Annotated in this window: 24 protein-coding genes, 1 tRNA gene and 2 pseudogenes; 9 read left to right on the forward strand and 18 right to left on the reverse strand. The window is 69.8% G+C overall.

Translation table 11 applies throughout. The features are described 5' to 3' along the window. A pseudogene (locus ACFXPK_RS15515) lies at positions 1–249 on the forward strand (RNA helicase); the annotation flags it as partial. 250 nt (positions 250–499) lie between these two features. After that, positions 500–572: transfer RNA gene (locus ACFXPK_RS15520), tRNA-Lys, on the forward strand. 603 nt (positions 573–1175) lie between these two features. Here the strand turns inward: ACFXPK_RS15520 and ACFXPK_RS15525 are convergent. From ACFXPK_RS15525 to xerC, 3 genes and pseudogenes are all read right to left on the reverse strand, one after another. Further along, positions 1176–1997: a hypothetical protein gene (locus ACFXPK_RS15525; RefSeq protein WP_385075539.1), complete on the reverse strand. Its 822-nt coding sequence runs from the start codon at positions 1995–1997 to the stop codon at positions 1176–1178. 61 nt (positions 1998–2058) lie between these two features. Next, positions 2059–2829 carry a hypothetical protein gene (locus ACFXPK_RS15530; RefSeq protein WP_385075542.1) on the reverse strand — a complete coding sequence of 257 codons (771 nt, stop codon included), beginning with the start codon at positions 2827–2829 and terminating at the stop codon, positions 2059–2061. Between the two features lie 246 nt (positions 2830–3075). After that, a pseudogene (gene xerC, locus ACFXPK_RS15535) lies at positions 3076–3957 on the reverse strand (tyrosine recombinase XerC); the annotation flags it as partial. A 55-nt stretch (positions 3958–4012) separates the two neighbouring features. Here xerC and ACFXPK_RS15540 point away from each other — a divergent pair. Continuing rightward, a complete protein-coding gene (locus ACFXPK_RS15540) occupies positions 4013–4858 on the forward strand; it encodes an ImmA/IrrE family metallo-endopeptidase (protein ID WP_385075545.1) in 846 nt (281 codons plus the stop codon). A 153-nt stretch (positions 4859–5011) separates the two neighbouring features. Here the strand turns inward: ACFXPK_RS15540 and ACFXPK_RS15545 are convergent, their stop codons facing one another. The 6 genes from ACFXPK_RS15545 to ACFXPK_RS15570 all read right to left on the reverse strand — a co-directional run bounded on the left by ACFXPK_RS15545 (position 5012) and on the right by ACFXPK_RS15570 (position 9580). After that, a complete protein-coding gene (locus ACFXPK_RS15545; protein WP_385028357.1) occupies positions 5012–5449 on the reverse strand; it encodes an NUDIX domain-containing protein in 438 nt (145 codons plus the stop codon). Between the two features lie 30 nt (positions 5450–5479). Further along, positions 5480–6271 carry an SDR family NAD(P)-dependent oxidoreductase gene (locus tag ACFXPK_RS15550; protein ID WP_385075548.1) on the reverse strand — a complete coding sequence of 264 codons (792 nt, stop codon included), beginning with the start codon at positions 6269–6271 and terminating at the stop codon, positions 5480–5482. Then, a complete protein-coding gene (locus ACFXPK_RS15555) occupies positions 6252–7316 on the reverse strand; it encodes a hypothetical protein (protein ID WP_385075551.1) in 1065 nt (354 codons plus the stop codon). The genes ACFXPK_RS15550 and ACFXPK_RS15555 overlap by 20 nt, the downstream gene beginning before the upstream one ends. A 50-nt stretch (positions 7317–7366) precedes the next feature. Beyond that, positions 7367–8059 carry a nucleotidyltransferase domain-containing protein gene (locus ACFXPK_RS15560; RefSeq protein WP_385075554.1) on the reverse strand — a complete coding sequence of 231 codons (693 nt, stop codon included), beginning with the start codon at positions 8057–8059 and terminating at the stop codon, positions 7367–7369. Then, positions 8029–9273: a hypothetical protein gene (locus tag ACFXPK_RS15565; RefSeq protein WP_385075556.1), complete on the reverse strand. Its 1245-nt coding sequence runs from the start codon at positions 9271–9273 to the stop codon at positions 8029–8031. Before ACFXPK_RS15565 ends, ACFXPK_RS15560 begins: the two co-directional genes overlap by 31 nt. Before the next feature lie 121 nt (positions 9274–9394). Continuing rightward, a complete protein-coding gene (locus ACFXPK_RS15570; RefSeq protein ID WP_385075559.1) occupies positions 9395–9580 on the reverse strand; it encodes a hypothetical protein in 186 nt (61 codons plus the stop codon). A gap of 564 nt (positions 9581–10144) precedes the next feature. Between ACFXPK_RS15570 and ACFXPK_RS15575 the strand changes: the two genes are divergently transcribed. Then, positions 10145–11170 carry a tetratricopeptide repeat protein gene (locus ACFXPK_RS15575; RefSeq protein ID WP_385075561.1) on the forward strand — a complete coding sequence of 342 codons (1026 nt, stop codon included), beginning with the start codon at positions 10145–10147 and terminating at the stop codon, positions 11168–11170. A gap of 780 nt (positions 11171–11950) precedes the next feature. Here the strand turns inward: ACFXPK_RS15575 and ACFXPK_RS15580 are convergent. Further along, positions 11951–12412 carry a cupin domain-containing protein gene (locus tag ACFXPK_RS15580; RefSeq protein WP_385001831.1) on the reverse strand — a complete coding sequence of 154 codons (462 nt, stop codon included), beginning with the start codon at positions 12410–12412 and terminating at the stop codon, positions 11951–11953. A gap of 9 nt (positions 12413–12421) precedes the next feature. After that, positions 12422–13381: a helix-turn-helix domain-containing protein gene (locus ACFXPK_RS15585; protein WP_385075563.1), complete on the reverse strand. Its 960-nt coding sequence runs from the start codon at positions 13379–13381 to the stop codon at positions 12422–12424. Between the two features lie 239 nt (positions 13382–13620). Here ACFXPK_RS15585 and ACFXPK_RS15590 point away from each other — a divergent pair, with 239 nt between their 5' ends. Both ACFXPK_RS15590 and ACFXPK_RS15595 read left to right on the forward strand, forming a co-directional pair. Then, a complete protein-coding gene (locus ACFXPK_RS15590; RefSeq protein ID WP_385075566.1) occupies positions 13621–14295 on the forward strand; it encodes a class I SAM-dependent methyltransferase in 675 nt (224 codons plus the stop codon). 70 nt (positions 14296–14365) lie between these two features. Continuing rightward, positions 14366–14893, forward strand: coding sequence for a GNAT family N-acetyltransferase (locus ACFXPK_RS15595; RefSeq protein WP_385075569.1), 528 nt, complete (start codon positions 14366–14368; stop codon positions 14891–14893). A 55-nt stretch (positions 14894–14948) separates the two neighbouring features. Here ACFXPK_RS15595 and ACFXPK_RS15600 read toward each other — a convergent pair whose 3' ends face one another. From ACFXPK_RS15600 to ACFXPK_RS15625, 6 genes are all read right to left on the reverse strand, one after another. Beyond that, positions 14949–15554: a DNA-binding response regulator gene (locus ACFXPK_RS15600; RefSeq protein WP_385075572.1), complete on the reverse strand. Its 606-nt coding sequence runs from the start codon at positions 15552–15554 to the stop codon at positions 14949–14951. Then, a complete protein-coding gene (locus ACFXPK_RS15605; protein ID WP_385001816.1) occupies positions 15551–16762 on the reverse strand; it encodes a sensor histidine kinase in 1212 nt (403 codons plus the stop codon). The genes ACFXPK_RS15600 and ACFXPK_RS15605 overlap by 4 nt, the downstream gene beginning before the upstream one ends. An 86-nt stretch (positions 16763–16848) precedes the next feature. Then, positions 16849–17667, reverse strand: coding sequence for an ABC transporter permease (locus ACFXPK_RS15610; protein ID WP_385001813.1), 819 nt, complete (start codon positions 17665–17667; stop codon positions 16849–16851). After that, positions 17664–18590 (reverse strand): ABC transporter ATP-binding protein, encoded by a 927-nt coding sequence (locus ACFXPK_RS15615; RefSeq protein WP_385001810.1) that lies wholly within the window; start codon positions 18588–18590, stop codon positions 17664–17666. Before ACFXPK_RS15615 ends, ACFXPK_RS15610 begins: the two co-directional genes overlap by 4 nt. 156 nt (positions 18591–18746) lie before the next feature. Further along, positions 18747–19649 carry a serine hydrolase gene (locus ACFXPK_RS15620; protein WP_385075577.1) on the reverse strand — a complete coding sequence of 301 codons (903 nt, stop codon included), beginning with the start codon at positions 19647–19649 and terminating at the stop codon, positions 18747–18749. After that, positions 19639–20619 (reverse strand): LysR family transcriptional regulator, encoded by a 981-nt coding sequence (locus ACFXPK_RS15625; protein ID WP_385075580.1) that lies wholly within the window; start codon positions 20617–20619, stop codon positions 19639–19641. The genes ACFXPK_RS15620 and ACFXPK_RS15625 overlap by 11 nt, the downstream gene beginning before the upstream one ends. Before the next feature lie 144 nt (positions 20620–20763). Between ACFXPK_RS15625 and bla the strand changes: the two genes are divergently transcribed. The 3 genes from bla (at position 20764) to ACFXPK_RS15640 (ending at position 23542) form a co-directional block, all read left to right on the forward strand. Beyond that, positions 20764–21741 (forward strand): class A beta-lactamase, encoded by a 978-nt coding sequence (gene bla / locus ACFXPK_RS15630; RefSeq protein WP_385075583.1) that lies wholly within the window; start codon positions 20764–20766, stop codon positions 21739–21741. 273 nt (positions 21742–22014) lie between these two features. Beyond that, entirely contained in the window at positions 22015–22887 is an 873-nt protein-coding gene (locus tag ACFXPK_RS15635; protein ID WP_385075585.1) for a phytanoyl-CoA dioxygenase family protein, read from the forward strand. Positions 22888–22906: 19 nt separating this feature from the next. Continuing rightward, positions 22907–23542 carry a DUF6309 family protein gene (locus tag ACFXPK_RS15640; protein WP_385001794.1) on the forward strand — a complete coding sequence of 212 codons (636 nt, stop codon included), beginning with the start codon at positions 22907–22909 and terminating at the stop codon, positions 23540–23542. Here ACFXPK_RS15640 and ACFXPK_RS15645 read toward each other — a convergent pair. Further along, positions 23471–24241: an SDR family oxidoreductase gene (locus ACFXPK_RS15645; protein WP_385075588.1), complete on the reverse strand. Its 771-nt coding sequence runs from the start codon at positions 24239–24241 to the stop codon at positions 23471–23473. The genes ACFXPK_RS15640 and ACFXPK_RS15645 overlap by 72 nt on opposite strands. Between the last annotated feature and the right edge of the window lie 135 nt (positions 24242–24376).

Below are 24376 nucleotides of genomic sequence, written 5' to 3' on the forward strand. Positions count from 1 at the left end.
GGTGGTGACGACCGTGGCGGCGACCGCCGTGACGGCGCCCGTCCCTTCGAGCGCCGGGACCACCGGGGCGGCAGCGACCGCCCGTTCAACCGCGACCGCCGCGACGACCGCCCCTCCGGCGGCTTCCGCTCCGGCGGCCACGACCGCCCGGCGACCCGCCGTGACGACCACCGTGGCGGTACGACGGGCACCGGCACCGGCTCCTTCGGCCGCCGCGACGACAAGCCCCGCTGGAAGCGCAACGGCTGACCGCCCGCGCTCCTGACACCCCACCAGGGCCCGCGCCCCACCCCTCCCAGGGTGGCCGGCACGGGCCCTGGTGCATTGCCGGGCCCCTGAGACGGCGCCGTACCCCGCAGGGCCCCACTCCGCACCCCGCACCCCCGGCGCCCCTGACTTCCCCCCGAACCACCCCTCCCGGCGCCACGCGACATCCCCAGGGGGGATACCCGATCGGCGCACGACCCCGGGCGGGCTATGCTCGTATGTGTTGTGTCGAGGGCCGTTAGCTCAATTGGCAGAGCAGCGGACTTTTAATCCGTTGGTTGTGGGTTCGAGTCCCACACGGCCTACCGACAGCAGGGCGGGGGAAACCCCTCTGACCTGCTACTTAGCGCCTCGACCGGCTTCGGCCGGTCGGGGCGCTTTATCGTTTCCGGCCTCGTGCGTGAGCGATGCGTGAGCGGACAGCCCGACAGCAGGCACTAGCAGCGCCGTTCTGCGGGGACTGCGGGCTGCGAGGAGCGCTGGGCGGCGCCTGAGCGCACATGTCCAGGAGCCGGTCATGGAGTAGCCAGTGCCTCTTCAATGGCGTCTGCGGCTTCGGCAAGGTGGCGGAAGACCTGTGTACCGAGCCCCAAGCGCCTGAGGCCGTGGGTCAGAGGGTCACGCATGTGCCGTTCGCACACGACGAAGTCGGCGTACCCTGCGGCGCAGGACAGATAGACCATGTCCGTAAGGTCGTTTATGCGCCACTTGGTTCCCTTATTGAGATGCCGGTTGTGGAGCATCTCGCGGAACAGCCCCAGTGCTGGGAATCGGCGGATGTCGTCGGCGGCCTCCGTCAATATCCAGTGACGGAAATCCTCGATAGGGAAGGCTGCGGCGTGAGCTTCCTCGGCTAGTTCCGCGCTGATATCTGACAGGAGGAAGGCGTCGATGGCCTTCCGCTTCTGCTAAGAGTCGAGATCTTGTTCGTCGAGCCAGTCGCTGAAACGTTGATTCGAATCAGCCCAGCCTGTGGCCGGTCCCGGCTCGATGCGCTCGGTGTCCAGCATGGTGTCGATCGATGCCGTCGCGGAGACCAAAGCCTCAGTCGCGAAGGCTAGCGTTGGCTCGAAGGTTGTTGGCGCCGCATAGTGCTGCATGCCGCGTACAGCGGTTGAATGCAGTGCGTCCGGGGACAGCGTAAACACGGGAGCTGGGCGGACTTTCGCGAGTTGCCCAGAACGACGGCAAAACTCGGCATGGAGTTCGTTGCGTCGCGTCTGCAGGGCGTCGCGCATCTGCCAGCCTCGGCTGAGCGTCAGGACCGTCAAACCGAGGCTGTATCGCTTGGTGGTGTCGAAGCGCTTGGTGGTTTCGGAGTAGTGGCCTGCGGATGCAGGTAGGACGATGCGTTCCTCTACCACCCACTGCGCCAGCCTTTTAGCGGCACTACGACTGGCATCGCTCACCTTTGACGGCGCGTGGAAGGCATTGCTGATCTCGCTCCACTTGTTCTGGTCGAGATACACGACGAGGCGCCCAGCCAGTTGATCTTGTGCGCCATCGCGCTTCGGCAGCTCAAAGTGAATGTTGTCGCCTGCCCGCGTGACGGCCAGCAGCATGTCGAGAGACGGAGTGACATGCAGTCTCGACAGTGTGCTGCTGGACTCGAACGGCGAAGACTCCATAGGTATCCGCGCCTCCTTGCCATCCGAGCGAGACAGGACGATGGATGCCGTCTCTCGGTCCATCGTGATTAGGACCACGGTGGGTTCCTCTTCGGTGCTCACGACGGCATCCTCCGGTAGATCGCGACGCAGTGCGCAACGGGTGAGCGTTCGCTCGGAGGGGTCACGGGAGGTCGTCCCCGGTCGGGACCACCCGAAGTTCCTTGCCACCACTATCCGAGACAGTGCGGTGGTGGATCTTCTTGCCGTCCCACCAGGTGATCGTGGCCCGCCACTGGCAGTCGTAACGCTGGGTGCGTCCCACCAGGAAGAGCGAGTAGAAGTCGTCAGCTGCGACGGTGTGGGGCAGACTCAGCGACTGGCCCATATCTTCCTCCATCTGCCGTGCAGCCTTCTGCTGTGGGCTGCGAAGCAAATACGCGGCGGGGACAGGGCGGTTTAGTGGCAGCGTGTCCAGGTCGACCACCAGGTACGCGGGTTCTTCGGGGCCAGCCCCGCAGCCAGGTGGACCGGTTACCGTGCCATGCGCGGGCTTTACCCGGCGCGTCACCGTGACGGAGATGTCGCGGATCTCGACAGACGAACCGGCGTTGCCGTGGACACTGACGGCTGCCTCCAGCCCGCCTGCGTGGGCGATTCGGCCTTCCCGTCGCCAGGTCGTGAGTTGCTCGGGAGCAGCCGTGCCGCCGACGCTCGAACGAAGCTTGGCGTCGGTGTCGGGGACATACCAACGGGTCATGCAGTTGTGGTCGTTGGGCGTGACCAGCAATGTGGCCGTGTCATCAGGGAAGAGCGTCTGCCAGGCAGAAGCGGTGATGGGGGCGGCGAAGGCGAGCGCAGCGACGACGACGGCCCAAAGGGCGAGCTTGTTGCCGGTGGAGAGGACACGATAGCTGCGGCCCGCGCGCCGCAGGCGGTTGTCGGGCGTGGTCACGGGAGACGGCGGATCCGGGGCAGGGGTGGGTGCCTGACCAGGGACCGGGGCTATCGGTGACGTTCCCCCAGCGGTACCACCCTGTTGTGGATCCCCCGCTTGACCTGCCATGGAACGCCCTCCCCGGTTGACGGTCCCGGGACCGTCTCGCGCTTGGCCTTGACCAGCCCCTCGGTTGCCACAGTCTACGAACCGTCGACCATCCGACGCCCTAGCTGTGCAGGGGCGTTGACAGTGGGTAGCCGCTCACTCGGTCTCTTGCGAGAGCGTTACGTGAGCGGACGGCCCCACGGTAGGTGCTACGAAGGGGGCCTTACGGGGACGCGGCACCAGGGCGGCTGCGGCTTCGGCTGCAGCCTTGTCGACCTTGGGCAGCAGGCTCGCGTAGGTGTCCGAGGTCAGTGTGATCGTGGAGTGGCGCAGCGTCTCCTTGATCGTGTGCAGGTCGCCGCCCCCGCCATGAGTGAGAGTGGCCGCGACGTGACGCAGATCGCGAAGGGTGATGGGCGGCAGATCCCTGGTGGCGAGGATGCGCCTGAACGTCTCGGAGACCGCCTCCGGGTGCAGCCAGGAGCCGTCCTCGCGAGTGAGGACCTTGCCCGTCTCGTTCCAGGCGTCGCGCCACTCCTCCCGAGCGCTCAGCATGGCCTTGTGCTGCTCCCGCAGGAGAGCGACGTTGACGCTGTCCAGGGCGATCGTCCCGGCGCTGCCGTCCGTCTTGGGGACGGACTCGTACGGATCCCAGCCGTCGACCACGATCTCTTTGGCCGGTGTCATGAGGCCGGCGTTCAGGTCGACGTCCGTCCAGTTCTGGCCGACGGCCTCGCCCCTGCGAAGACCACGGGTACCCACAAGGTGGAAGAGCGCGTAGAGCCGGTCGGATTCGGCTGCGTCCAAAAACGCTCCGAATTGAGCTGGCGTCCAGACCATCACCGGCGACGGCAGCTCACCGGTGGCACGCCAGCGCTCCACCCGCTGCGCGGTCCAGAGGAGTGGCTTGGGGCGCTTTCCGGACTCCAACTCGATGTGGGCGGCCGGGTTGAAGGTGATGAGCTGCTGGGCGATGGCGGAGTTCAAGGCCGCGCGGGCACGCAGTTGGTCCTGGTCCCTTTGCCTGCAACGCCTCCGAACTCCTTGAGGCGTACTGGGGCATCGCGGCGCTCGGGATGAACCGACAGCTGGAGTGGGCAACCGTCCCGGAGCCGCTCCACCTGCCTCAGGAGGTCACCTCGTACACCCTGCGCCCGATCAGCATTCCGGGCCGGGTCACGGCACACACCGGCTTCGCCGAAGGACTCGAACCCACTCTTACGCTGTCCTCTCGTACCGCCTCGGACCAGGCCCTGCACGTACCCGTGCAGACCGAGGCAGAACCCGTTGCGGACCAACCCAGCGAAGACGATGCGAGGAGTCCCACGGGATCGTGGTGGTCCTGCCGCCTGCTAGCGATCCCTCCGCCGCGAGCGTGGAGGCCTATTCCACCCGGGCAGCACGGCCGCTCGTGGTCCTGACCGCAGCCAGGGCCGACGACATCTACCGGCACCGGTTCACGGCTGCCCATGAGCTGGGCCACCTTGTGCTTCACGCCGATGCCACCGGTGACAGCCGTCAGGAGAAGGAGGCGGATGCCTTCGCCGCCGAGTTCCTGACCCCCCAGGACAGCATCCTGCCGTTCCTGCCGGGGCGAATGGATCTTGCACGCCTGGCCGAGCTAAGGGGCGTCGGGGGAGTCTCCCTCCACTCGCTGGTCTACCGATGCCGCGAGCTGGGGCTGATCTCCGACGCGACTGCCAGCCGGACGTATCAGCGTCTACGCGCTCTCGACGGCCAGCCGGGCTTCACCGCCGAATCCGTCTCGAACTTCCCCGGTGAACGGCCTTCGCTGCTTAGGCAAGCCTTCGAGCTGGCTGCCAAGGAGGCGGGCCTATCGGTTTTCCAACTGGCTCATGAGCTGGCGTGGACAAGCGGGAGAGCGCAGGACTTGCTGGGCGTTCAGGAACAGAGGCCGGTGCTCCGGCTGGTCCAGTAGCAGCGTCTTTCGACCTGAGTAGCCGTGGGGCACGGTCGTTTCCCGATGCTGCTGTCGAGAGTCTCCAGCGCCAAGCCAACAACACGTAGCGACGTCATCAGGGCCGACTCACCTCGGAGTCGGCCCTGATGACCTGCTGACGCACTCGGATGTTCAGAGCGATGCCTCAACTCCGAGGCTTCCGGCCCTGATGGCTCCTCGTAGGACGTGGACGATGTCCTCGGGCTTGAGGTCGATACCGTCGAGACCCGCCAGGGTCAGCGGGATCTCCTCCAGCGCGTACTCACCGCGGCCTTCGGTGCTGAACTCGGGACCGGTGCGGTCGTCGAAGGACCAGGTCGCGATGCGGGCGAGGTAGAAGAGCTGACGCTCGTCGTCGGACTCCATCGTGTGGAGCAGACGGATGATGTCGGCCTTTCCCGCGATCTCCTCGTGGATCTCGCGGTGGAGGGCGGCCTCGCGTGACTCATCGGTGGGCTCGACGCCGCCGCCGGGCAGGACCCAGTACTCGGGGATGCCGGGCCTGGTGCGGCGGATGACCAGCATCGTGTGGTCGCGGGTGACGAGGACAGCACGGACTCGTTCGATCATTTCGCTGGGTCTCCTTGCTTGTTGACGTTCTCAGTGGAGCAGCCAGCCACCATCGACGTGGACGGACTGCCCCGTAATGAACGAGGCGGAGGGGCCTACGAGAAACGCCACCAGGGCGGCGACGTCCTCGGGGCGGCCACGGCGCGGGACGCACTGGCGCTTGATCTGGTCCTCCGGCCGCGCACGGTGCCGGGCGGGGAGGGCGTTCTCGGCCTCTACCTGGATGGCGCCGGGCATGACGGTGTTGACGCAGATCCCGAACGGACCCAGTTCGCGGGCGAGGGAGCGGGTCAGTCCCAGCAGCCCGGCCTTCGCGGTGCTGTATGCGACGAGGTTCGTTCGGCCGGCGCGGGCGTTGACGCTGCCGATGTTCACGATCCGGCCCCAGCGGCGTTCGATCATGCCGGGGGTGAATGCGTGGCAGGTGCGGTAGTGGGCGGTGAGGTTCACGTCGAGGGAGTAGTTCCAGGCGGTCTCGTCGGTGTCCTGCCAGGCGACGCGGGGGTAGGAACCGGCGTTGTTCACCAGGATGTCGACGGGTCCGATCTCGGCGCGGACGAGGTCGGCCATGGTCCGAACGGAGCCCGGATCGGTCAGGTCGGCGTTCACCGCGATCCCAGGGCTGCCCGCGCGTTCGAAGGCGGCGAGGAGGGCGTGGGCGTCGGGGTCTTGGCCGAGGTGGTTGACCGCCACGGTTGCTCCGGCGGCCGCGAGCGTCCGTCCGATCTCGGCGCCGATGCCGGTGGCCCCGCCTGTGACGAGGGCGGTGCGCCCCTGGAGGGGCCGACTCTGGAGAGGACTCTCAAGCAGTGGCAGGGACATTGCCGCTCCGTTCGCCGGGGTGGGGGTGAGAGGCCGGTGTAGTGGTGAAGAAGGTGTCGAGGGTCATGTGCGGGTCCTGGCTCTCGGCGAGTTTGATCAGAACGAGCAGAAGGTCGTGTCCGGTGAGCCGGGAGGGCGGGATGACGCCGAGGACGCGCAAGGCGAAAAAGGCACGGATCTCCTCCATGCCGCCGCTGCTCTCGATGCGGAGGCCGTCCAGGGCACGAGTGATGGCCGCAGCGCGGCCGGGGCTGGTGTTCCAGGAGTATCGGACATCGATGTGGCGACTGCTCCTGTGCAGTTCCAGGTGCTCGATGCGAGGGCGGGCCAGAGGCGGCAGGGCAAGGCGGAGGGTGCGGGCGTACACGTCGGGCTGGTAGCGAGGGACGAGCCAGCCGCCCAGGGACACCAGGTACCAGAGCAGGTTGGCGGCCTCGCCCGCGACGGTGTTGCGCCCGGCGTACTCGAAGTCGAGCCAGCACAGCGGGTCGGCGATGTTGGGTTCGGTGGGGTCGCCCTGCGTCAGGCCGGCGCGCAGGCGGCGGTCAGGGGCCAGCGCGTCACGGAGGCGCTCGATGGTGTCGGCGACATCCAGCGTCAGCGGTCTGCCGTTGGCGGTGAGGGTGAAGTCGGCCAGTTCCCGGACGGTGAGGGTGGTATCGGTGTGGGGCAGAGCGATGGGCAGGTCGCGGCGCAGGTACCAGCGGTCCAGCCGTCCCCCGGGGCGGATGCGGTCGAGGTAGAGGTCCGGTACACACTCGGCCAGTGGCATGTGCTTCCCGGTCTCCTCGGCCGCCGCCCGCAGGTCGGCGCAGACGCCGTCCACGAGGCGGGCCAAGCGGGGCTGGACGGCCGGATCGCGGTCGGCGAGGGCAATCACGTCGCCCATCAGCAGCTCGCACCGGCCGGTAGCGAAGACATCCTCGTAGACGAGGATCTGCCTGTCCGGTAACGCGATCTGCCCGCAGAGGGCCGGAACCGCGACGCGAGAGGCGAGCCGCGCACGCCCCTTCGCCTCGTTCTCGGCCTGCTCGCGGGTAGCCACCGGCTTGTGGAAGATACCCGTTGCTGCCGTGGCCCACCTGCCCGTCGCGCTCACCGCGTCTCTCCGGGAAGAGTGTCCAGCCATCCCTGGAGAACGAGGAGCGCGAGCGCTTCGGCAGCGAGCGGCTCGGTGCGAGCGGTGGTGACCAAGCTTGTGTCCTGCCGTGTGGCGTCGAGGAGGACGGTGAGGGCGTCGCTGTCGGAGGGGCACTCGATTCCCTTGAAGCGGAGCTGGATCTTCGCGAGCAACGCCGTGACCTTGTAGAGGGCGCGGAGGTCCGGGCTGCCTTTGAGGAACTGGCGGCGGATCTCGATGGCGGCCTGGATACCGTCGCGCAGGCTTGCTGCGATGTCGGTTGCCGCGTCCGGAGCGGGCAGAGACAGACCGGGGGTGCACCACAAGGGGACCAGCGACCCGCTACCGATGAGAGCGAGGACGTGAAGGAGTCGAGAGGTGATGGCGCCGGCCCGGCACTCGGCACGGGTCAGTACGGTGATGCCCAGCTTGACCCCGCCGAGTTCGGTCGCCAGATCCGCGAGGATCTGGCGCATCTCGTCGAGGGAGGAGGTGTCGGCCACGACGAGGACGTCGAGGTCGCTCCAGCCGTGCTGGTACTTGCCCCGGGCGCCGCTGCCGGTGACGGCCAGCAGATCGATCAACGGGCGGAGGCCGGTGGTGCGGTCGATGAATTCGGCCAGATAGGACTCCAGGTTCACGGGGAGTCCGAGCGCGTTGACCGGCATGGTCGAGGGCTCGTGTTCCGGCCAGCGGCGATCGAGCGCGATGCGGTCCAACCGCCGCTCCAGCTCCAGGCGCGGTCCGTCGTTGCTGATGACCTCATGGGCGATCGAGACGATCTTGTCCGCGCCTCGTGCGCATTTGGTGAGGTCGCGGTCGACGACGTCCTGGGAGCCAGCAGTACCTCGCCGGATGCGTGTGGCCTCGGAGGCGTCCAGGTACGCGATGGTGAGCTGGGGCCCGAGCATCCGGGCGAGTTCGGCGGTCGAGTCGAAGTCGTGCAGCGACTCGATGCTGACGGAGTCGAGGAAGTGGTGGGCCTGGTAGAAGCGGTCCAGCGAGTCACGATCAACTCGGCCTGCACGACTGGACCCAGTCGGTACGGGTCGCCGATTCCGGCGTGGCTGGCGGAGTTCTCGATGAGATACCCGATCTTGAGGCGGGCGTGGCCGTGCTGGGTGCGCAGATACTCGCCAGCCGTGCTCTTGCCGCTCTCCGACATCCCGCCCAGCGCGGTGACGTGCACTCCGGCCAGGGCACGGCCGGGCACCTCCGGATGCAGCGGTGCCAGAAGCCGGCGCACCTCGTCCTGGACGGCGACGGTCGGCCGATCCCCGATGCGGATGGCCATCGGGAAGCGCCCCTCGTCGACGAGGCGGTTGATCTGCTCATGGAGGTGGCGTTGGTAGGCCGCGTAGATGTCGGTGACGGACACCTCGTGGGCCAGGCTCCGGCGGGCACCTTCCTCCGGATCCTCGCAGTGCAGGAGGACGAGGGCGTGCTCGTCCTCCTCGGCGGCCCGCAGGTCGGTCTCGTACGGGGCCAGCAGGATCCGGGCCCGGTCCGTGGCCTGCGCGGCGTCCAGATCCTCCCGTACGGCGACCGTCGCGGCGACGGACGCCTCCAGCATCGGGATGCCCCGGTCCAGCAGGCGCACGGGTGCGGAGAAGGGGAGGCGGGAGCGTTCGAGGTAGGAGGTGGCGAGGACGTCGGCGACCTCCTCCACCGGGCCGGTCTCGAACCACCAGCGAGCCATGCCGTCGGCCTTGATGACGTTCCAACGGGGGTCGTAGCGGTCGAGTGGGCCTGCTGAGCTCGCGGCCGGGCCCATGCGCCGGGCGAGGATTCCGATCTGCTTGGTCTTCCCGGTGTTGTCGGGGCCGCTGAACGCGACCGACACGGGGAGGGGATACGTGTCGCTGTTGTACGGACTGGACATCGGCTTCCCTTCACGGGTGATGCGGAAAGGGGGGGTACGTCGGTGAGGCATCGTGGATGGCCTGCGGCAAACGAGGTGGGCTCCGGCCCCGGCCGGGGAGGACAGACCGAGGCCGAAGGGTTTATACGGTTCCGTCGGCCGACGGAACGTCCTCAACGCTGAGCGTCGGCTGCGCCGACGGGGCCGACGCGGAGGGGTGCTCGGTGTGGGCCAGAAGGCCGACCGCGACGAGTCCGGAGGCCGTGCCGAGGGCCCAGATCCAGCTCAGGACTGTCTCCAGCGGGTCGGATAAGGGGGAACGGCTCACCGCGTAGCCTCGGGTACGACAGGGTGCCGAGCGGCACTGGGCCGTCGCGTGAAAGGGATCGTGCGGGTCCGTGCGCTGTCCGTGGGCATCTCCACCATCGGGTCCTCTCACGTGTTCGGGCAGGCACCAATAGGCCCTGAACAGGGCCTATTCGAGCCATTCGGAGATCTGCGGGGTGATGTTCAGTGAACGACGGGCCGCGCTCCCGGGACAGGGCCCAGGATGTAGTCCTGCGTAATCCCGCGTAATCCAGGTGGGGAGGGTGACGGGGTGCCGAGGAACCCGGCCATCGCGGAACTGATCAAGCGGGCCTGCCAGGAACGAGGCTGGGGACCCTCGGAGTTGGCGCGTGCTCTCGGCCTAGCCGAATGCGGTGACCCGCGTCGCCTGCAGCGACAGCACGCCCGGCGGTGGATAGAAGGCGAACGAACCCCAGGCCACTGGTGGCCCTACATCGCGCAGGTGCTGGCACTGGATCCCGAGGCGATCAACCTCCCGGAGCCCACGCCTGCGGCACCCCACACAGATACCGTTGCATCAGTCCTGCACCTGGGAAGGAGCGACGTGGAACGCCGGGAGTTCATCCTCGCCTCCAGCGGATACGCGCTGTCCGCACTCGGCCTGCCCGACATGGACAGCATCACTCGCCGGACCAAGACCGCCCTTCCCAGTGCTGTCCGAGTCGGTCAGGGCGAGGTGGCCGCCGTACGGCACATGGTCAAGGCCCTCGGCGACTCCGCCTCCGAACTCGGTGGCGGGCACGCCCGCCACCTGGCCGTCCGCTACCTCACCCAGGACGTCGCTCCCTGGTTGGAGGGTCACTTCACCGAAGCCACCGGCCGCGACCTTTTCGCCGCGACCTCCCAGCTCGTTCATCTCGCCGGCTGGATGGCTCAGGACGAGGGCGACACCCCCGAACTGCGGGGACTCGCCCAGCGCTACTACGCCCACTCCTTCCGCCTGGCCGCCGAGGCCGGCGATCCGGAACTGTCGGCAACGGCTCTCCGGGGTCTTGCTGTTCAGTGCGTCGATCTCGGCTACCGGGCCGAAGCCGTTCAGCTCGGCGAAGCCTGCGTGGAGTACGGCCGCCACCTCGACAATCCGCGCGCCGTCGCTTACTACGAGGCCACTCTCGCCAACGCCGCCGCCCAGGATGACGATCGCCGTATGGCAACCAAGCACCTGGCCTTGTCAGAGGCCGCCATTGGCAGGCCGACCGCCGCAGCCGGCGATTCCTGGGCCGCCCACTACTCCCCTGGCCGCTGGGCCCATGAATCCGGCATGATCCTCTCCCGCCTCGGCGACCTCGACGCCGCCGAGGAACACCTACACCTCGCTCTCGATATCCACGGCCTCGACCGCCGCCGCACCCGCGCCATCGTTCTCGCCGACCTCGGCGGCGTCCGCCTGCGCCAAGGAGACGTCGACGGCGCCATGGCCACCTGGCGCGACTTCCTGGACTGCGCCGACGGCATCCGCTCGGTGAAGGTCCAGGCCGCGCTTCAGGACATGCGGGTCCGTCTGCGCCGGTACAGCGGCGTCCCGGAGGCCCAGGCGCTCCGCGAGCAAGCGGCTCGCTTCTCCGATTGAACTAGAACCCATTGCCATCTTCAGTTTCTACACCCCCCTTCGATTGTCAGTGGTGACTGCTAGCGTTTTCCTGACGCTGGCGCCACGCGGCGCCCAAGGGGGATGAAATAGCAGAGTTCGTCGAGCACGCCTTTCTGTCTGATACTGCGCTGGACGTAATTAAGGAAGCTTCAAAATCTCAGCTGTTTGGGTGCAAAGAGTCGGGCCGTAAGCGGTTCGATTTTTCGTGCGACTTGGTGCTGCGCGACGTACTCGCGGACGGGCTTCTCGCCAAGGCCGGTGTAAGGCGATCAGAATGTCGACGCAGGACCGGCACGCGCGGATCAAGGTCTGTCCCTCGGGGATGACGATCTCGCCGATGCGGGTGGTCTGGACGCTGGTGCGCTCGCAGCGGAAGCGGTCGCTCAGGGCGAAGTCGAGCGCGTCGAGGTGCCCGGTGGTCACGCGCGTTCCGGCGCCTCGTGCCGGGTCCACCCCGCGGCGACGGCCTCGGCCCGCTCGTCCTCGCCGATGGAGCTGCCCGGTTGCACCCCAGCGACGGGGTGTCCCAGATGGGGAGTCACTTACCGCCCGAACTGAACGTACGGAAGCGCACCGCCCTCCCGGAGGCACCGGCGGTTCCCGGGCCGGGAGGAGGCTCGTGCACGTATGTCCGAGGTCAGGGCGATGGTGCCGTCGCTCGGACGTGGACGTGAACCTCGTCCGGACCCGGGCGTGGTGGCTCGAACTCGGCGAGCCGCGTCACCTCCGGGCCGCCGTGGGGGTCGGGTGGAAGGCGCTTCACGAGGCGTATTCGTCCGAGATCTCGGTGGCGTAGTTCTTCCAGAGCGGTTTCATGGTCTCGGCGTCGACCGGCTGTCCGGAATCGATCATGGCCTTGAAGTCGCGGAAGTACTGCACATACAGGTCCGGCGTGAAGGTGTTCAGCATGACCGCGTTCTCGTCGCCGACGTTGGCGAACGTGTGCGGCGCCCCGGTCGGCACGATGACCCAGGTGCCCGGCCCGGCGTCGTACCGGTCCTCGCCGACGGTGAACCGGAACGTTCCCGCCAGCACGTAGAAGCCCTCGTCATGCTGGGCGTGGCGATGCTGCAACGGGCTCGGGGTGCCCGGCGGAATGGTGACCTCGGCGAATCCCAGCCGGTGTTCGGTGTGTTCGCCGTTCTCCAGGATGCGGATCTGCTGCGCCCCGCTGCCGAGGATCTCGCCCTCACCGGGGCGGACGATGTTTACCTTCGCCACGACTTTCTCCTACTGCTGTTGCCTGCCTTGGTCACCACCATCCTTTTCCGGGCCGGCTGTGCGCGTCCTGGTCGTCCGTGCACGGTTGCTGGTGACCAGTGCGCGGGCGTTGTAGCCGTACGTCGCCTTGAAGAGCTTGCTGAAATGGGTGGGGTCGGAGAATCCCCACCGGGCGGCGACGGCGGTGACCGTACGTCCGCTTCCGGTCAGCTCGGCCCGGCAGCGCTCCAGGCGGCGACGGCGGATCAGGGCCGCGACGGTGAGCGGCTGGTCCTCGAACAGTTTGTGCAGCCGGCGTACGGAGATGTGGTGGGCGGCGGCGATGGCGGGCGGGGACAGTTCGGGATCGGCCAGCCGGGCTTCGATGTAGCCGGTGATCCGGCTCCGCAGCCACTCGTCCGGGGCCGGTTGTTCGTCGCCGAGCCGGGCCTCCAGCGCGACCGCGATCAGCTCGACGACGGCCGCCGCCGACCGCAGCGCCTCCGCCTCGCGGAACTCGGTCGCCGACCACGCCGACTGCCGGGCCAGCACGGAGACGAGCGCGCCCGGACCGTGGCTGCCGTCGATGCGGACGCCGACGAGCCGGTCGATCTGCGCGGGCCGGATCCGAAGCTCCCGGCGCGGAACCAGGATGGTGACGTGCGCCGCGGCGGTGCTCTCGAACCGGAGCGTACGCGTGGGATCGAGCAGTACCAGGTCGGTCGGCCCGAGTTCGGCGTCGCCGCGTCCTTGCTCGATCCGCGTCCGGCCCCGGGTCATCACCTTGACGGCCAGGTTCTTGTCGTCGGAGGCGTCGCGCTCCCGCCCGATGCAGGCGCTCTCGGGCGTGTCGAGGGAGACCAGCCGCAGCGGCCCGAGGTCACGGGTGGCGATCCCGCCCCGGAAGCCGGCCCCGGCCAACTTGTTTACCAGCGGCGGAAACCCGCTGGCGGCCAGCTCGTCCTGGAACGACTCAAGGTTGCCGATCACCGGTCAACGATAACGGCGGCGCTTCTGCGCGGGCACGGTGTGCGGCGGGGGCGCGAGCGACGCCGGACCGCGTCCCCCTCCACCAGGCTCCGGTGCACGTGGTGGGCGCCGAGGAGTTGACGGCGCGTCAGCTCAGATCGGGTCCCGTCGGCGGGGCGGGGCCTCGAAACGGGCACTCTTGAGGTGAGGAAGGGCGGGCGCCGGACGCCTGCCCGCCTCCACCACATCAGGAGACCGCCATGGCCGAAGCGGTGTCGCATCCGCTGTTCGCACGGATCTATCCGCGCATGAACGCCTTCGCCGAGGCGCACGGCTCCGTCGACCATCGCCAGGAACTCCTCGCGGGCGTACGCGGCAGGGTGATCGAGGTCGGTGCGGGGACGGGCGCGAACTTCAGGCACTATCCGCCCGAGGTGGAAGAGGTGGTCGCGGTGGAGCCGGAGCCCCGGCTGCGCGCCCTCGCGGAACAGGCCGTCACCGGGGCGACCGTACCGGTGCGGGTGGTGTCCGGCCGGTCCGAGGAGCTTCCCGTACCGGACGGAAGCTTCGACGCGGCGGTGATCTCGCTCGTGCTGTGCACCGTCCCGGACGTCCCGCGCTCGCTCGCCGAGGTCACGCGCGTCCTCAAGCCGGGCGGGGAGCTGCGCTTCTACGAGCACGTCCGGTCCCGGAAGCGGAGCGCCTTCCGCCGGCAGAGGCTGCTGAATCCGCTCTGGCGGCTGCTCTGCGGCGGCTGCCGCCTCACCCGCGACACGGAACGCGCGATCATCGAGGCGGGGTTCGGCGTCGACGGGATCCGCCGCTTCGACTTCCTCATCAACGGCCGGAGCGGCCCGGCCTCCCCGTCGGTCATCGGAGTCGCCCGCCCGCCGGCCGCCGGTCAGGGGCGCGGGGGTGTCACCACCGGGTCGTGAGGACCCTTGCGCCGGACACGAGCCGCGCCCAAGAGTGGGGAGACCGCTGCCGAAAGGGAGGGAGACGACCGTGAGCGCCGCCGATCTGGACGTCCGCCACTACGCCCGTGAAGACCTGCCGAGGATTCGGCAGACCGTCATCGACGTGCACGCCGAGGCCCGGGGCGGCGACCCGGATGACGAGGTCACGAGGAAGTTCCCCTGGTTCGTGGACCATTGGGGCGGCCACCCGGACTACTCCTGCGTGATCGCGTACGACGGTGACGAGGCCGTGGGCTTCGCGTACGGGGCGCCGTCGACGCCTCGGCGGGAGTGGTGGCGCGACTGTCTCGATGGGGCTCCGGTGAAGTCCCGGACCTACTCCTACTCGGAGTTGGCCGTCAGCACGAAGTGGCGGAAGAAGGGTGTGGCGGAACTGCTCACCCACGCGCTTCTGGACGGCCGGGACGAGGACCTCGCCGTACTCCTCGTCGACGTCGGGCACCCGAGGGTGCGGGCGCTGTACGAGTCCTGGGGCTTCCGGAGGATCGGGGAGCGCCGGCCCTTCCCCGACTCCCCGCTGTACGCGGTGATGCTGGCCGAACTTCCTCTGGGCTGAACTCGCGGGTGGGCAGGACGAGTTCGGCCCAGAGGCCATGAGCGGGCGTCCGGTGTCAGAGCCATCCCCGTTCGCGGGCGCGGCGCGCCGCGACGTGGCGGTTCTCCGCGCCGAGTTTCGTCGCCGCCGACGAGAGATGGTTGCGGACCGTTCCGGTGGACAGGCGGGCGCGGGTGGCGATGTCCGCGACCGGGGCTCCGTCCTCCGCGTACGACAGGATCTCCGCCTCGCGGGGGGTGAGCGGGGATTCGCCCGACGCGATGGCGTCGGCCGCGAGTTCCCGGTCGATGTAGCGGCTGCCCGTGTGGACCGTACGGATGATCCGGGCCAGGTCGTGGGCGGAGACCGTCTTGGTGACGAAGCCGCGTACCCCGATGCTCAGCGCGCGGGTGAGGGAGCCGGCGCGGGCGTGACTGGTGACGATCATCGCGGCGCATTCGGGGACCGTGTCGCGCAGGCGTTCCGCGACCGTCACTCCGTCGAGGCCGGGCATCTGGAGGTCCAGGACGGCGACGTCGGGGCGGTGTGTCCTGGCGAGGGCCAGGGCCTCGTCGCCGGTTCCGGCCTCGGCGACGACGGTGATGTCGTCCTCCAGGGTGAGGAGGGAGGCGAGCGCGCCCCGGATGAGGTGTTCGTCGTCCGCCAGCAGGACCGTGATCATGCGGGTTCCTCCCAGGGGACGCGCGCGGTGAGGCGGAAGATCCCGCCGGGATGCTGTTCGGTGGTGAGCGTGCCGTTCAGGGCGGTGAGGCGTTCCTTCAGCCCGTTCAGGCCGGTGCCCGTGCCGGACGGGGGGTCGGAGGCGCTGTCGTTCTCCATCACCAGCAGGGCCTCGGTCGGGCCCGCGGTGCGCAGGGACAGGGCGCAGCGGGACGCGCCCTGTGCGTGGCGGAGCACGTTCGTCGTCCCCTCGCGGACCACCCAGCCGAGGGCCGCCTGCACCTGGTCGGGCAGGCGGGCCGCCGGGCCGTACTCGATGCGGCAGGCGATGCCCGCCGCCTCCAGGACGGAGCGGGCTCCGGCGAGTTCGGTGTGCAGGTCGGCGGTGCGGTAGCCGCGTACCACCGAACGGATCTCCCGCTGGGAGTCCTGCGCGATGCGCTGCACCTCCAGCATCTGCTCCCTCGCCTCGGGGCGGTCGCGCTGGGCCAACTGGGCGGCGAGTTCGCTCTTGAGCGCCACGACCGCGAGGTTGCGGCCCAGTACGTCGTGGAGGTCGCGGCCGAAGCGCAGCCGTTCCTCGGCGACGGCGAGCCGGGCCTGTGTCTGCCGTGCGGCGGCCAGCTCCTCGATCAGCCGGACGCCCCAGCCGGAGACCCGGAACGCCAGGGCCATGATCGGCGCCATGAAGACGGTGCCCCCGATGACGAGCGCCAGCTCCGTCCCGGAGAGCCCGGCCGCCACGCTGCCGACCGCGAGGGCCGCGGAGACCGCCGTGACCAGCGTCGCCGCCGCCCGGCGCGAGAGCGCCAGCGTGGGCGGTCCGGCGTAGAGCATCGACAGCCAGAACAGGTACGGCGCCAGGCTCTGGTCGTCGATCCGGCCGGTGACCAGCAGCGCGATCCCCCACGCCATCATGGCCACCGTGACGGCCGTGTACGCCGCGACCAGCGGGTAGGGCCGCCGGCCCGCGCCGATGTAGTGGCGCAGGGCGGCGCGGGAGAGCGCGACCTGGACGGCGGCGTGCGTCACGCCGAGGACGGCGACGGATGTCAGGGTGAGCGTGTCCGCGTCCGTCTGCATCAGCCACAGCAGCCACAGGCCGACTTCGAAGAGGGCGAAGTAGGCGAGGCTGGCGAGGGTGTACCGGCGGTAGCGTTCGAGGCCGTCCGGCCCGCCGAGCCGCTCCACCCAGTCGTTCACGCTCATGGTGCCGCTCCGCTTCCTCGCCCTGGTACCGCCGTGCGTACGCGTGCCGTGCCTTCCCGTGCCGTACGCAGGCGTGCCGTACGTGCTCAATGGCGCGGGCTCCAGCGGAACCACCGCCGCACACCGAACGCCACGACGCAGGTCCAGGCCAGGGCGGCGAGCACCGGGCGCCCCTGGTCCAGGGCGCCGAGGTCGCCGGTCCAGCCGCCCTGGAGGAGATCCATGACGGGCGAGAACGGCAGCCAGGCGCCGATGTCGGCGGCCACGCCGGGCAGCACCTGACGCGGCATGAAGACCCCGGAGCCGGCCATGCTCACCAGCATGAACGGCAGGAACGTCAACTGCGCGCTCTCCGCCGTCCGGGTGAAGGCGGCGGTCAGCGCGGCCGCGGCCACGAGCAGCACGATACCGAGCAGCAGACCGAGGACCACCAGGTGCGGGGCCTTGGGCAGGGGCGCGTCCAGGGCCACGGTCAGCCCGATCCCCAGCAGCACGCTCTGCACCAGCGCCAGCACCACCGCGGGCAGCGCGCCCCCGGCGAGGATCTCCCAGTCGCGCACCTCTCCCGTACGCAGCCGCTTCAGCACCAGGCTCTCGCGGCGCGTGACGTACACGCCGACCAGGTTGGTGTAGATGGTGAAGAAGAGGCCCATGGCCAGGGTGCCGGGGACGAGGACGGTCGCGATGGACAGTCCGGTGCCGGCCAGGTCGATGCCCTTGACCAGGCTGCGTGCCGACAGCGGCATGATGAGGGGCAGGACGAGCGCGGTGAACAGGGCCGCCCGGCTGCGCAGCAGCAGGGACAGCTCCGCGCGGGCGAGGGCGGTCATCCGCGCGGCGGGACCGGGCTGTACGGGCGCCGCGGCGGCCTGCGGCCGGGCGGGCGTGGTCGTGGTGGTCGTCATCGGATCTTCTCCTTGTCCAGGTCCTTCGCGATCTCCATGAACGCCTCTTCCAGCGACGCCGACCGGGCGTCCAGGGCGTGCAGCGCGACCCCGCTCCGCTGGGCCCAGACGAGCAGTTCGGTGGCGGTGCGCTGGAGGTCCCGGGTCTCCAGGTGGACGGTCCTGCCCGCGGTCTCGTGCCGGACCACGCCCAGTGGCGCGAGCGGCGGCAGTTCACCGAGGAAGCGGTCCTGGGGCAGCTCGAAGCTGATCCGGGACGGCCGTTCGGCGACCACGTCGGCGACCCGTCCGGTGGTCGCGATCAGCCCCTGGTGCATGATCGCCAGCCGGTCGGCAAGCTGCTCCGCCTCCTCCAGGTAGTGCGTCGTGAGCAGCACGGTCGTGCCCTGGTTCTTCAGCTCGCGGATCAGCTCCCAGGTGTCGTGGCGGGACTGCGCGTCGAGACCGGTCGTCGGCTCGTCGAGGAACAGCACCTCGGGGCAGCCGAGCAGGGCGAGCGCGAGGTCGAGGCGGCGGCGTTCACCGCCGGAGAGCTGCTTGACCCGTACCGCGCTGCGGGCACTCAGGTTGGTCAGCTCCAGGGCCTCCTCGGCGGGGCGGGCGCCGGTGGTGCAGCCCGCCCACATCCGTACGGTCTCCAGGACCGTCAGCTCGGAGGGGAAGCCGCCCTCCTGGAGCATCACCCCGATACGGGGCCTGATCGCGGCCCGGTCGCGGTACGGGTCCCGGCCGAGCACCCGGACGGTCCCGCCGGTCGGGGCGGCCTGGCCCTCCAGGATTTCGAGTGTGGAGGTCTTGCCGGCTCCGTTGGTGCCCAGCAGGGCGAACAGTTCGCCGCGGGCGACCGTGAAGTCGATGCCGCGTACGGCGTCGAACCCCTGGTAGCTCCGCCTCAGTCCGACGGTTTCGATGACTGCGTTCATGGACTCCACACTCCCGGCGCGGCGGGCGCGGCGGCAGTGCGGTCTGTCATCGGTTCCGCTGACAGACGTCAGAAGATCGCATGACAGACCGCACAGCGGAGGCCCGGGAGCGCGTGCGTGGCGCCTCCCCGCAGGAGGCACTTCGGAACAACTCGTCTAGAGCTGGCGGAGGTGGTCGCGGAGTCTGCGGGCGGCCTGTGCCATGAGGGCGTCCGCGCCGGGCTGGTTGCCGGCGGGGACGCGGGACTCGGTGAGTACGGCGACGGCGAAGATCTGGCCGTCCGCGTGCTCCACGACGCCGACCTCGTGGCGGAGGTTCATGAAGGTGCCCGTCTTGGACGACCAGGTCGAGGCGTCCGAGCTGAAGTCCGGGGCGAGCCGCTGCCGCATCAGGTTCTCGCTCATCAGGGAGCGCAGGCGCGCGGCGACCTCGGGGTGGACGGCGGACGGGGTCCACAGGAGTTGGAGCAGTTCGACGAAGGCGCGCGCCGTGCCGGAGTTCGCGCGGGTGACGTCGAGCTGCGGCACGCGGTGGCCGCGGCCGCCCGTGCCGGACTCGATCGCCAGCGCGTGGGCCAGGTGGAGGTCGGCGGCGTTGAAGCGCTTGACGGGGGTGTCGGTGAGCGCGTTCATCGTGTGCCGGACGAAGATGCCGCGCACCCCGAGCCCGCCGAGCATCTCCGCCACGTCGGACGGCGGGGTGAGCGCGAACAGGGTGTCGGCCGCCACGTTGTCGCTCACCGCCATGCTCAGGTAGAGCAGGTCGTCGAGGGCGATACGGGCGGGGTGACGGAACCGGCTCAGCCCCGTGGGTCCCGCGTCGGTCGCCCGCCCCGGGGGCACCTCGACGGGGGTGGCGCCGTCCAGCTCGCCCCGGCGGATGCGGTCGAGGGTGGCGAGCGCGAGCGGGACCTTGATGAGGGAGGCTGCGGGCAGCTCCGTGTCCGGGTCGATGCCCAGCTCCTCGCCGGTGCGCAGGTTCCGTACGAGCATCGAGGCGGTGAGACCGCCGTCGTGCAGCTCCCGCCGCAGTGCGCCGATCAGTCGTTCAGGCTTCACGTGGGGCGCCGTCCTCCGTTCCCGGTCCTGTTCCCGTCCCGGTGCTGGTGACGGTTTCTGTTCCCGGTACGGTTCCGGCTCGCGGCGCGGTCACGGCCCCGGCCCGTGCGTCGAGGCAGCGGCCGATGTGCTCGCCGAGCCGCTGCCTGATCCGGTCGGACTCCCCGCCCGTGTCCGCGACGACGGCGAAGCCCCGGACGAGTTCGACCTCCCCGAGCGGCCGCCAGGCGAGCCGGAGATCGGCGGCCTCGGCGCGGGAGCAGAGCAGCAGGTCGTCCGAGTACAGCGCCTCCGCCGCGCCGGCGGCGAGCCCGCTCGCCATGAGGTGCTGCGAGGGCCGGAGCCCGACCGCGTCGCAGAGCCGCTTCAGGGGGTCGCGGATGTGCGGGACGTCGTCCTCGGGCTGGATCCAGATCCGGCGGTACGGGGCGGTGTCCGTCCGCCCGGGGCGCAGCGTCTCCACGTAGACGCGCTCCACCTCCGGGTCGCGGGCACCGGCGAGTCCCAGGGGCACCTGCCAGGTCGCCTCGGCGGGCGGCAGGGCGATCAGGGCCGCCCGTACCTCCTGGGAGTGGAGGAGTTCGGCGCGCCGCGACGGGGTGGCGAGACAGAGTTCGAGGGGGACGCCGTCGCGGCGGGCCCCGGCGACGAGACGGGCGAGGCGCCCCGTCGAGCAGGTGTCGGGGACGGCGAGCCGCAGCCGTCTGCCCCTGGCCGTCTCCGCCTCGTCCTCCAGGGCGTCGGCGGCCCGCAGCAGACGTCGCGCCGCCGGGAGCACGTCCTGGCCGAACGGGGTGAGCGCGACCCGGCGCCCGTTCCTCTCCAGCAGGACCTCACCGAGGTGCCGCTCCAGCGCGGCGACCCGGCGGCTGGCGACCGACTGGGACATCCGCGCCGCCGCCGCGCCGATCGTGAAGCTGCCGCGCTCGCTCACATGGACGAACGCGAGAGCGGCCCTGACGAGATCCATGGCGCGTGATCCTATGCGGAAACAGCATCGCACCGCCCATTTCTGGCTTGGACCGCATAGCCGCACCGCCGTCAGGATGCTTCCAGATCACCGGCCCGCACTCCGGCGGGCCGGTGCGCCATGCGCCAACGGAGGTTGAAAGCCATGCGTGACGTTCCTGCTCGCCGTATCGCCCTGGGCACCCTCGTCCTCACGCTTCTGCCGCTCACCGCGTGCGGCGGGGCGGAGAGCGCCGCCGGAGCGCGGGAGGAGCGGACCCGTACCGTCGCGTCCGTCTCCGACCTGAGCGGCGCCGACGTGTCCGGCTCCCGCGCCTCCTCCGGCTCTCACGCCTCCGGCCTGTACGACAGCCGGTTCAAGAAGCTGGAGAGCAAGTTCGACGCGCGTCTGGGGGTCTACGCCCTGGACACCGGCACCAACCGCGAACTGGCCTTCCGGGCCGACGAGCGGTTCGCCTACTGCTCCACGTTCAAGGCGCTCCAGGCGGGCGCCGTCCTGAAGAAGCACAAGCTGGCGGGTATGGGCCAGAGGATCAACTACACCGAGGACGACATGGTCCCGGACTCGCCGGTGACCAAGGACCACGTCGACACCGGCATGACCGTGGGCGAACTCGCCGACGCCTCCGTCCGCCACAGCGACAACACGGCGGCCAACCTGCTGTTCGACACGATCGGCGGACCTTCCGGCCTCGGCGCCTTCCTGAAGACCATCGGCGACGACGTCACCCAGGTCGACCGCTACGAGCCGGACCTCAACGAGGCCACTCCCGGGGACACGCGCGACACGAGCACGCCCCGGGCGCTCGCGAAGGACCTCCGCTCGCTCGTCCTGGGCGATGTCCTCGGCAAGGGGGAGAAGGCGCTGCTGACGAAGTGGCTGACGACCAACGTGACGGGCGCGAACCTCATCGCCGCCGGGATGCCCGGCGGCTGGACCGTGGGCGACAAGAGCGGTGGCGGGAGGTACGGCACCCGTAACGACATCGCCGTCGTGTGGCCCGACCAGGGCGCGCCCATCGTCGTCGCGGTGATGTCGACCCGTGACGAGCCGGACGCCACGCGCGACGACGCGCTCGTCGCCGGGGCCGCCTCGGTGGTCGCGGACGCCATGGACCGCTGAACGGCGGTTCGCGGGGCCGTTCTCCGGCCGGCTGCACATGCGGGCGGGCCGCGTTCCGGTATTCGCGTATTTCTTGCCATGACGGCATGCTTCGGCCATTGTCTTCCGCTCCGGGTATGACCGGATGAATTATTGGCTACCTTTGGGCGCTGTTCCGGAGCATTCCGGAACAGCGTGGCCATCTCGGGTTCCTCGGTGCGCGCGTGCCGCGCATATGCCGCGAACGGTTGCCGACGAAATTCAGTGGAGAGCGGAAGAGAGGGGTGTCGCACCATGCGCGAAAGAATCTCCCCGGAACCGGAGCTCGACGGGGATCTGCTGGAGCAATTCGAGGAACGGGGGTATCTCGTTCTTCCCGGATTTCTTCCGTCCGCTTCGCTGGATCGGCTGGAGCGGGAAGTGGATCTCTGGGTGGACAGCGGTCTGCGGCAGAAGTCGATCGACGCGTGCAGGGAACCCCAGGAGTACGGGACCCCCGATGTGCTGGAGATACAGCTCGAAGCACATGGCGAACTGGCCGTGCACGCCCCGCTGATGGCCCTGCTCTCCGAGGTGATGGGGCCCTCGTTCGTCTTTCACCACATGCACTGCGACCGGCGTGCGCCCGGTGCTCCCGGCAAGGGGTGGCATCACGACTACGAGCAGGTCCCGCAGCGGGGCCGGGACCGGATCATGGTGCACGCGCTGCACTACATCCGCGGTCTGCGCCCGGAGCTGGGCGGGCTCGCGGTGCTGCCCGGCTCGCACCGGGAGATCGCCGAGAAGACCGCCCGTGCCCATCTCGGGACCCGGGAGCTGCCCTCCGAGACCGTCATCGACGAGCTGCCCGCCGGGTCGACGGTGGTGATCCACTCCGCGCTGTTCCACGCCCGCCGCTCCGCCCCCGGCGCCACGGGCGGGCCCCGGTACATGATCGACGCCTCCTACTGCCAGACCGGCACGCGCTGGCCGCCCGTCAAGCCGTACTGGCGTCATGTGCTCGCCACCGCGCGGGGCCTGGGGCTCGACCGGGGGTGGCCCGATCTGTTCGACGAGCGTCACTTCACCGAGTACGGGGCGACGGGCGCCGGGGTGACGGGCGCCGGGGCGACCGACGCCGGGGCGGCCGAGGACGGGGAAGCCACGAGAGGGGCGCGCGAGAGGTGAGAGGGGTGTGGTCCGCCGTATGAAAGTGGTCGCTTCCGTTCCGTTCGAGACCGTCCAGCACCGTTTCGCACGGGCGCATCCGCTCGAACTCGCCCACGAGGCGAACACGAACGACGAGGCCGAGGAGCACATCCGGCAGGCCCAGCACACGCTGGGGGCGTGGCAGCGCGTACTGCTCGACCGGGACGATCTCCTCGGGATCGTGCTGCCGTGGCACCTGGGCGAGGGCGGCACGTGCGAACTCGTCCCCGCGTCCGGTCTGACCGTCGCCGAAGCGGTCCACCGGTTACGGGAGCTGGCCGGCACGTACGCCCGTACGAACCCGGTCTGCGCCCGCAAGCTCGAACGGATGACCACCATGCCCTTCACCCCGCTCTTCCTCAGCACCCGCGCGGTGCCCGGGGTCGACTACGAGGGGCTGGTGGTGCGGGAGGGGCTGATCCATCTCGACGGGCTGCACCGCGCGCTCGCGTGGGAGCGCGCGGGCCGGCTCACGCCGGGCACCCGGATCGAGGCGTTCCTCGCGCACGCCACCCCGGCCGGAGCGGAGCCGGGGCAGGGACCGCCCGGACCGGGGCAGGGCCTACCCCCGCCCCACGTACGGCATCGCGCTGGGCATGACGGCGACGGACTGGATGTTCACGCCCCTCGGTAGGTTCGCCATGACCAGCACCATCTCCACCACATGGCGGATGTCCATCGTCGGCTCCACGCGCAGCGTCCCGTCCGCCTGCCGGACCGCAGGCTGCTCCCGGCCCACCGGGGTCACGTTGCCGATGTCGATCTGGCCGCACGAGATGTCGTAACGGCGGCCGTCCAGCGACAGCGAGCGCGTGATCCCGGCGACGGCGTGCTTCGCCGCGGTGAAAGCGATCGAATCCGGTCGCGGGACCTGGGCGGAGGGGGCGCCGTTGTTGATGATCCGGCCACCGCGCGGCGTCTGGTCCTTCATCATCCGGTACGCGGCCCGCGAGCAGAGGAAGGTGCCGGTGGCGATGGAGTCCATGACGCGGTGCCAGTCCCCGGCGGAGACATCCTCCGTCGGGGTGTACGGCATGGTGTCCGCCGCGTTGTTGAACAGCAGGTCCAGCCGGCCGAACCGCGCGCTCACCTCGTCGAACAGCCGGGTCACGGCGTCCGCGTCCGTGATGTCCGCGGGCACCGGAAGCGCACGCTCCGCCGCCGGGCCCGCGAGCGCCGCGGTCTCCTTCAGCGCGTTCTCGCGCCGCCCGGCCAGTACCACCGTCCAGCCGTCCGCCAGCAGCCCCAGCGCACAGGCGCGCCCGATGCCGCTGCCGGCACCGGTGACGACGGCGATCGCGATCTTTTCGGCCAATTCGACGGGTTCGGGCATGCCCGACTTCCTTTCGCCGCATTCTGGATCTCCGTGAGGACGGAGACGGGCCGACGAGTCTGGGGATTGACCGTGAGGCCCGTCAAGACCGCGTGAAACGTGAATCCCGCCGAGTTCGCCCACCTCTTTTCGAGT

It is taken from the genome of Streptomyces sp. NPDC059142, assembly GCF_042755665.1.
Lineage (GTDB): Bacteria > Actinomycetota > Actinomycetes > Streptomycetales > Streptomycetaceae > Streptomyces.

Coding starts and splice junctions, on each gene's coding strand:
- ACFXPK_RS15545 (WP_385028357.1), bottom strand. CDS start 5,449: ATGATCGAACGAGTCCGTGCTGTCCTCGTCACCCGCGACCACACGATG.
- ACFXPK_RS15550 (WP_385075548.1), bottom strand. CDS start 6,271: ATGTCCCTGCCACTGCTTGAGAGTCCTCTCCAGAGTCGGCCCCTCCAG.
- ACFXPK_RS15560 (WP_385075554.1), bottom strand. CDS start 8,059: ATGCCGGTCAACGCGCTCGGACTCCCCGTGAACCTGGAGTCCTATCTG.
- ACFXPK_RS15565 (WP_385075556.1), bottom strand. CDS start 9,273: ATGTCCAGTCCGTACAACAGCGACACGTATCCCCTCCCCGTGTCGGTC.
- ACFXPK_RS15590 (WP_385075566.1), top strand. CDS start 13,621: ATGGCCGAAGCGGTGTCGCATCCGCTGTTCGCACGGATCTATCCGCGC.
- ACFXPK_RS15600 (WP_385075572.1), bottom strand. CDS start 15,554: ATGATCACGGTCCTGCTGGCGGACGACGAACACCTCATCCGGGGCGCG.
- ACFXPK_RS15605 (WP_385001816.1), bottom strand. CDS start 16,762: ATGAGCGTGAACGACTGGGTGGAGCGGCTCGGCGGGCCGGACGGCCTC.
- ACFXPK_RS15610 (WP_385001813.1), bottom strand. CDS start 17,667: ATGACGACCACCACGACCACGCCCGCCCGGCCGCAGGCCGCCGCGGCG.
- ACFXPK_RS15615 (WP_385001810.1), bottom strand. CDS start 18,590: ATGAACGCAGTCATCGAAACCGTCGGACTGAGGCGGAGCTACCAGGGG.
- ACFXPK_RS15625 (WP_385075580.1), bottom strand. CDS start 20,619: ATGGATCTCGTCAGGGCCGCTCTCGCGTTCGTCCATGTGAGCGAGCGC.
- bla (WP_385075583.1), top strand. CDS start 20,764: ATGCGTGACGTTCCTGCTCGCCGTATCGCCCTGGGCACCCTCGTCCTC.
- ACFXPK_RS15635 (WP_385075585.1), top strand. CDS start 22,015: ATGCGCGAAAGAATCTCCCCGGAACCGGAGCTCGACGGGGATCTGCTG.
- ACFXPK_RS15640 (WP_385001794.1), top strand. CDS start 22,907: ATGAAAGTGGTCGCTTCCGTTCCGTTCGAGACCGTCCAGCACCGTTTC.
- ACFXPK_RS15645 (WP_385075588.1), bottom strand. CDS start 24,241: ATGCCCGAACCCGTCGAATTGGCCGAAAAGATCGCGATCGCCGTCGTC.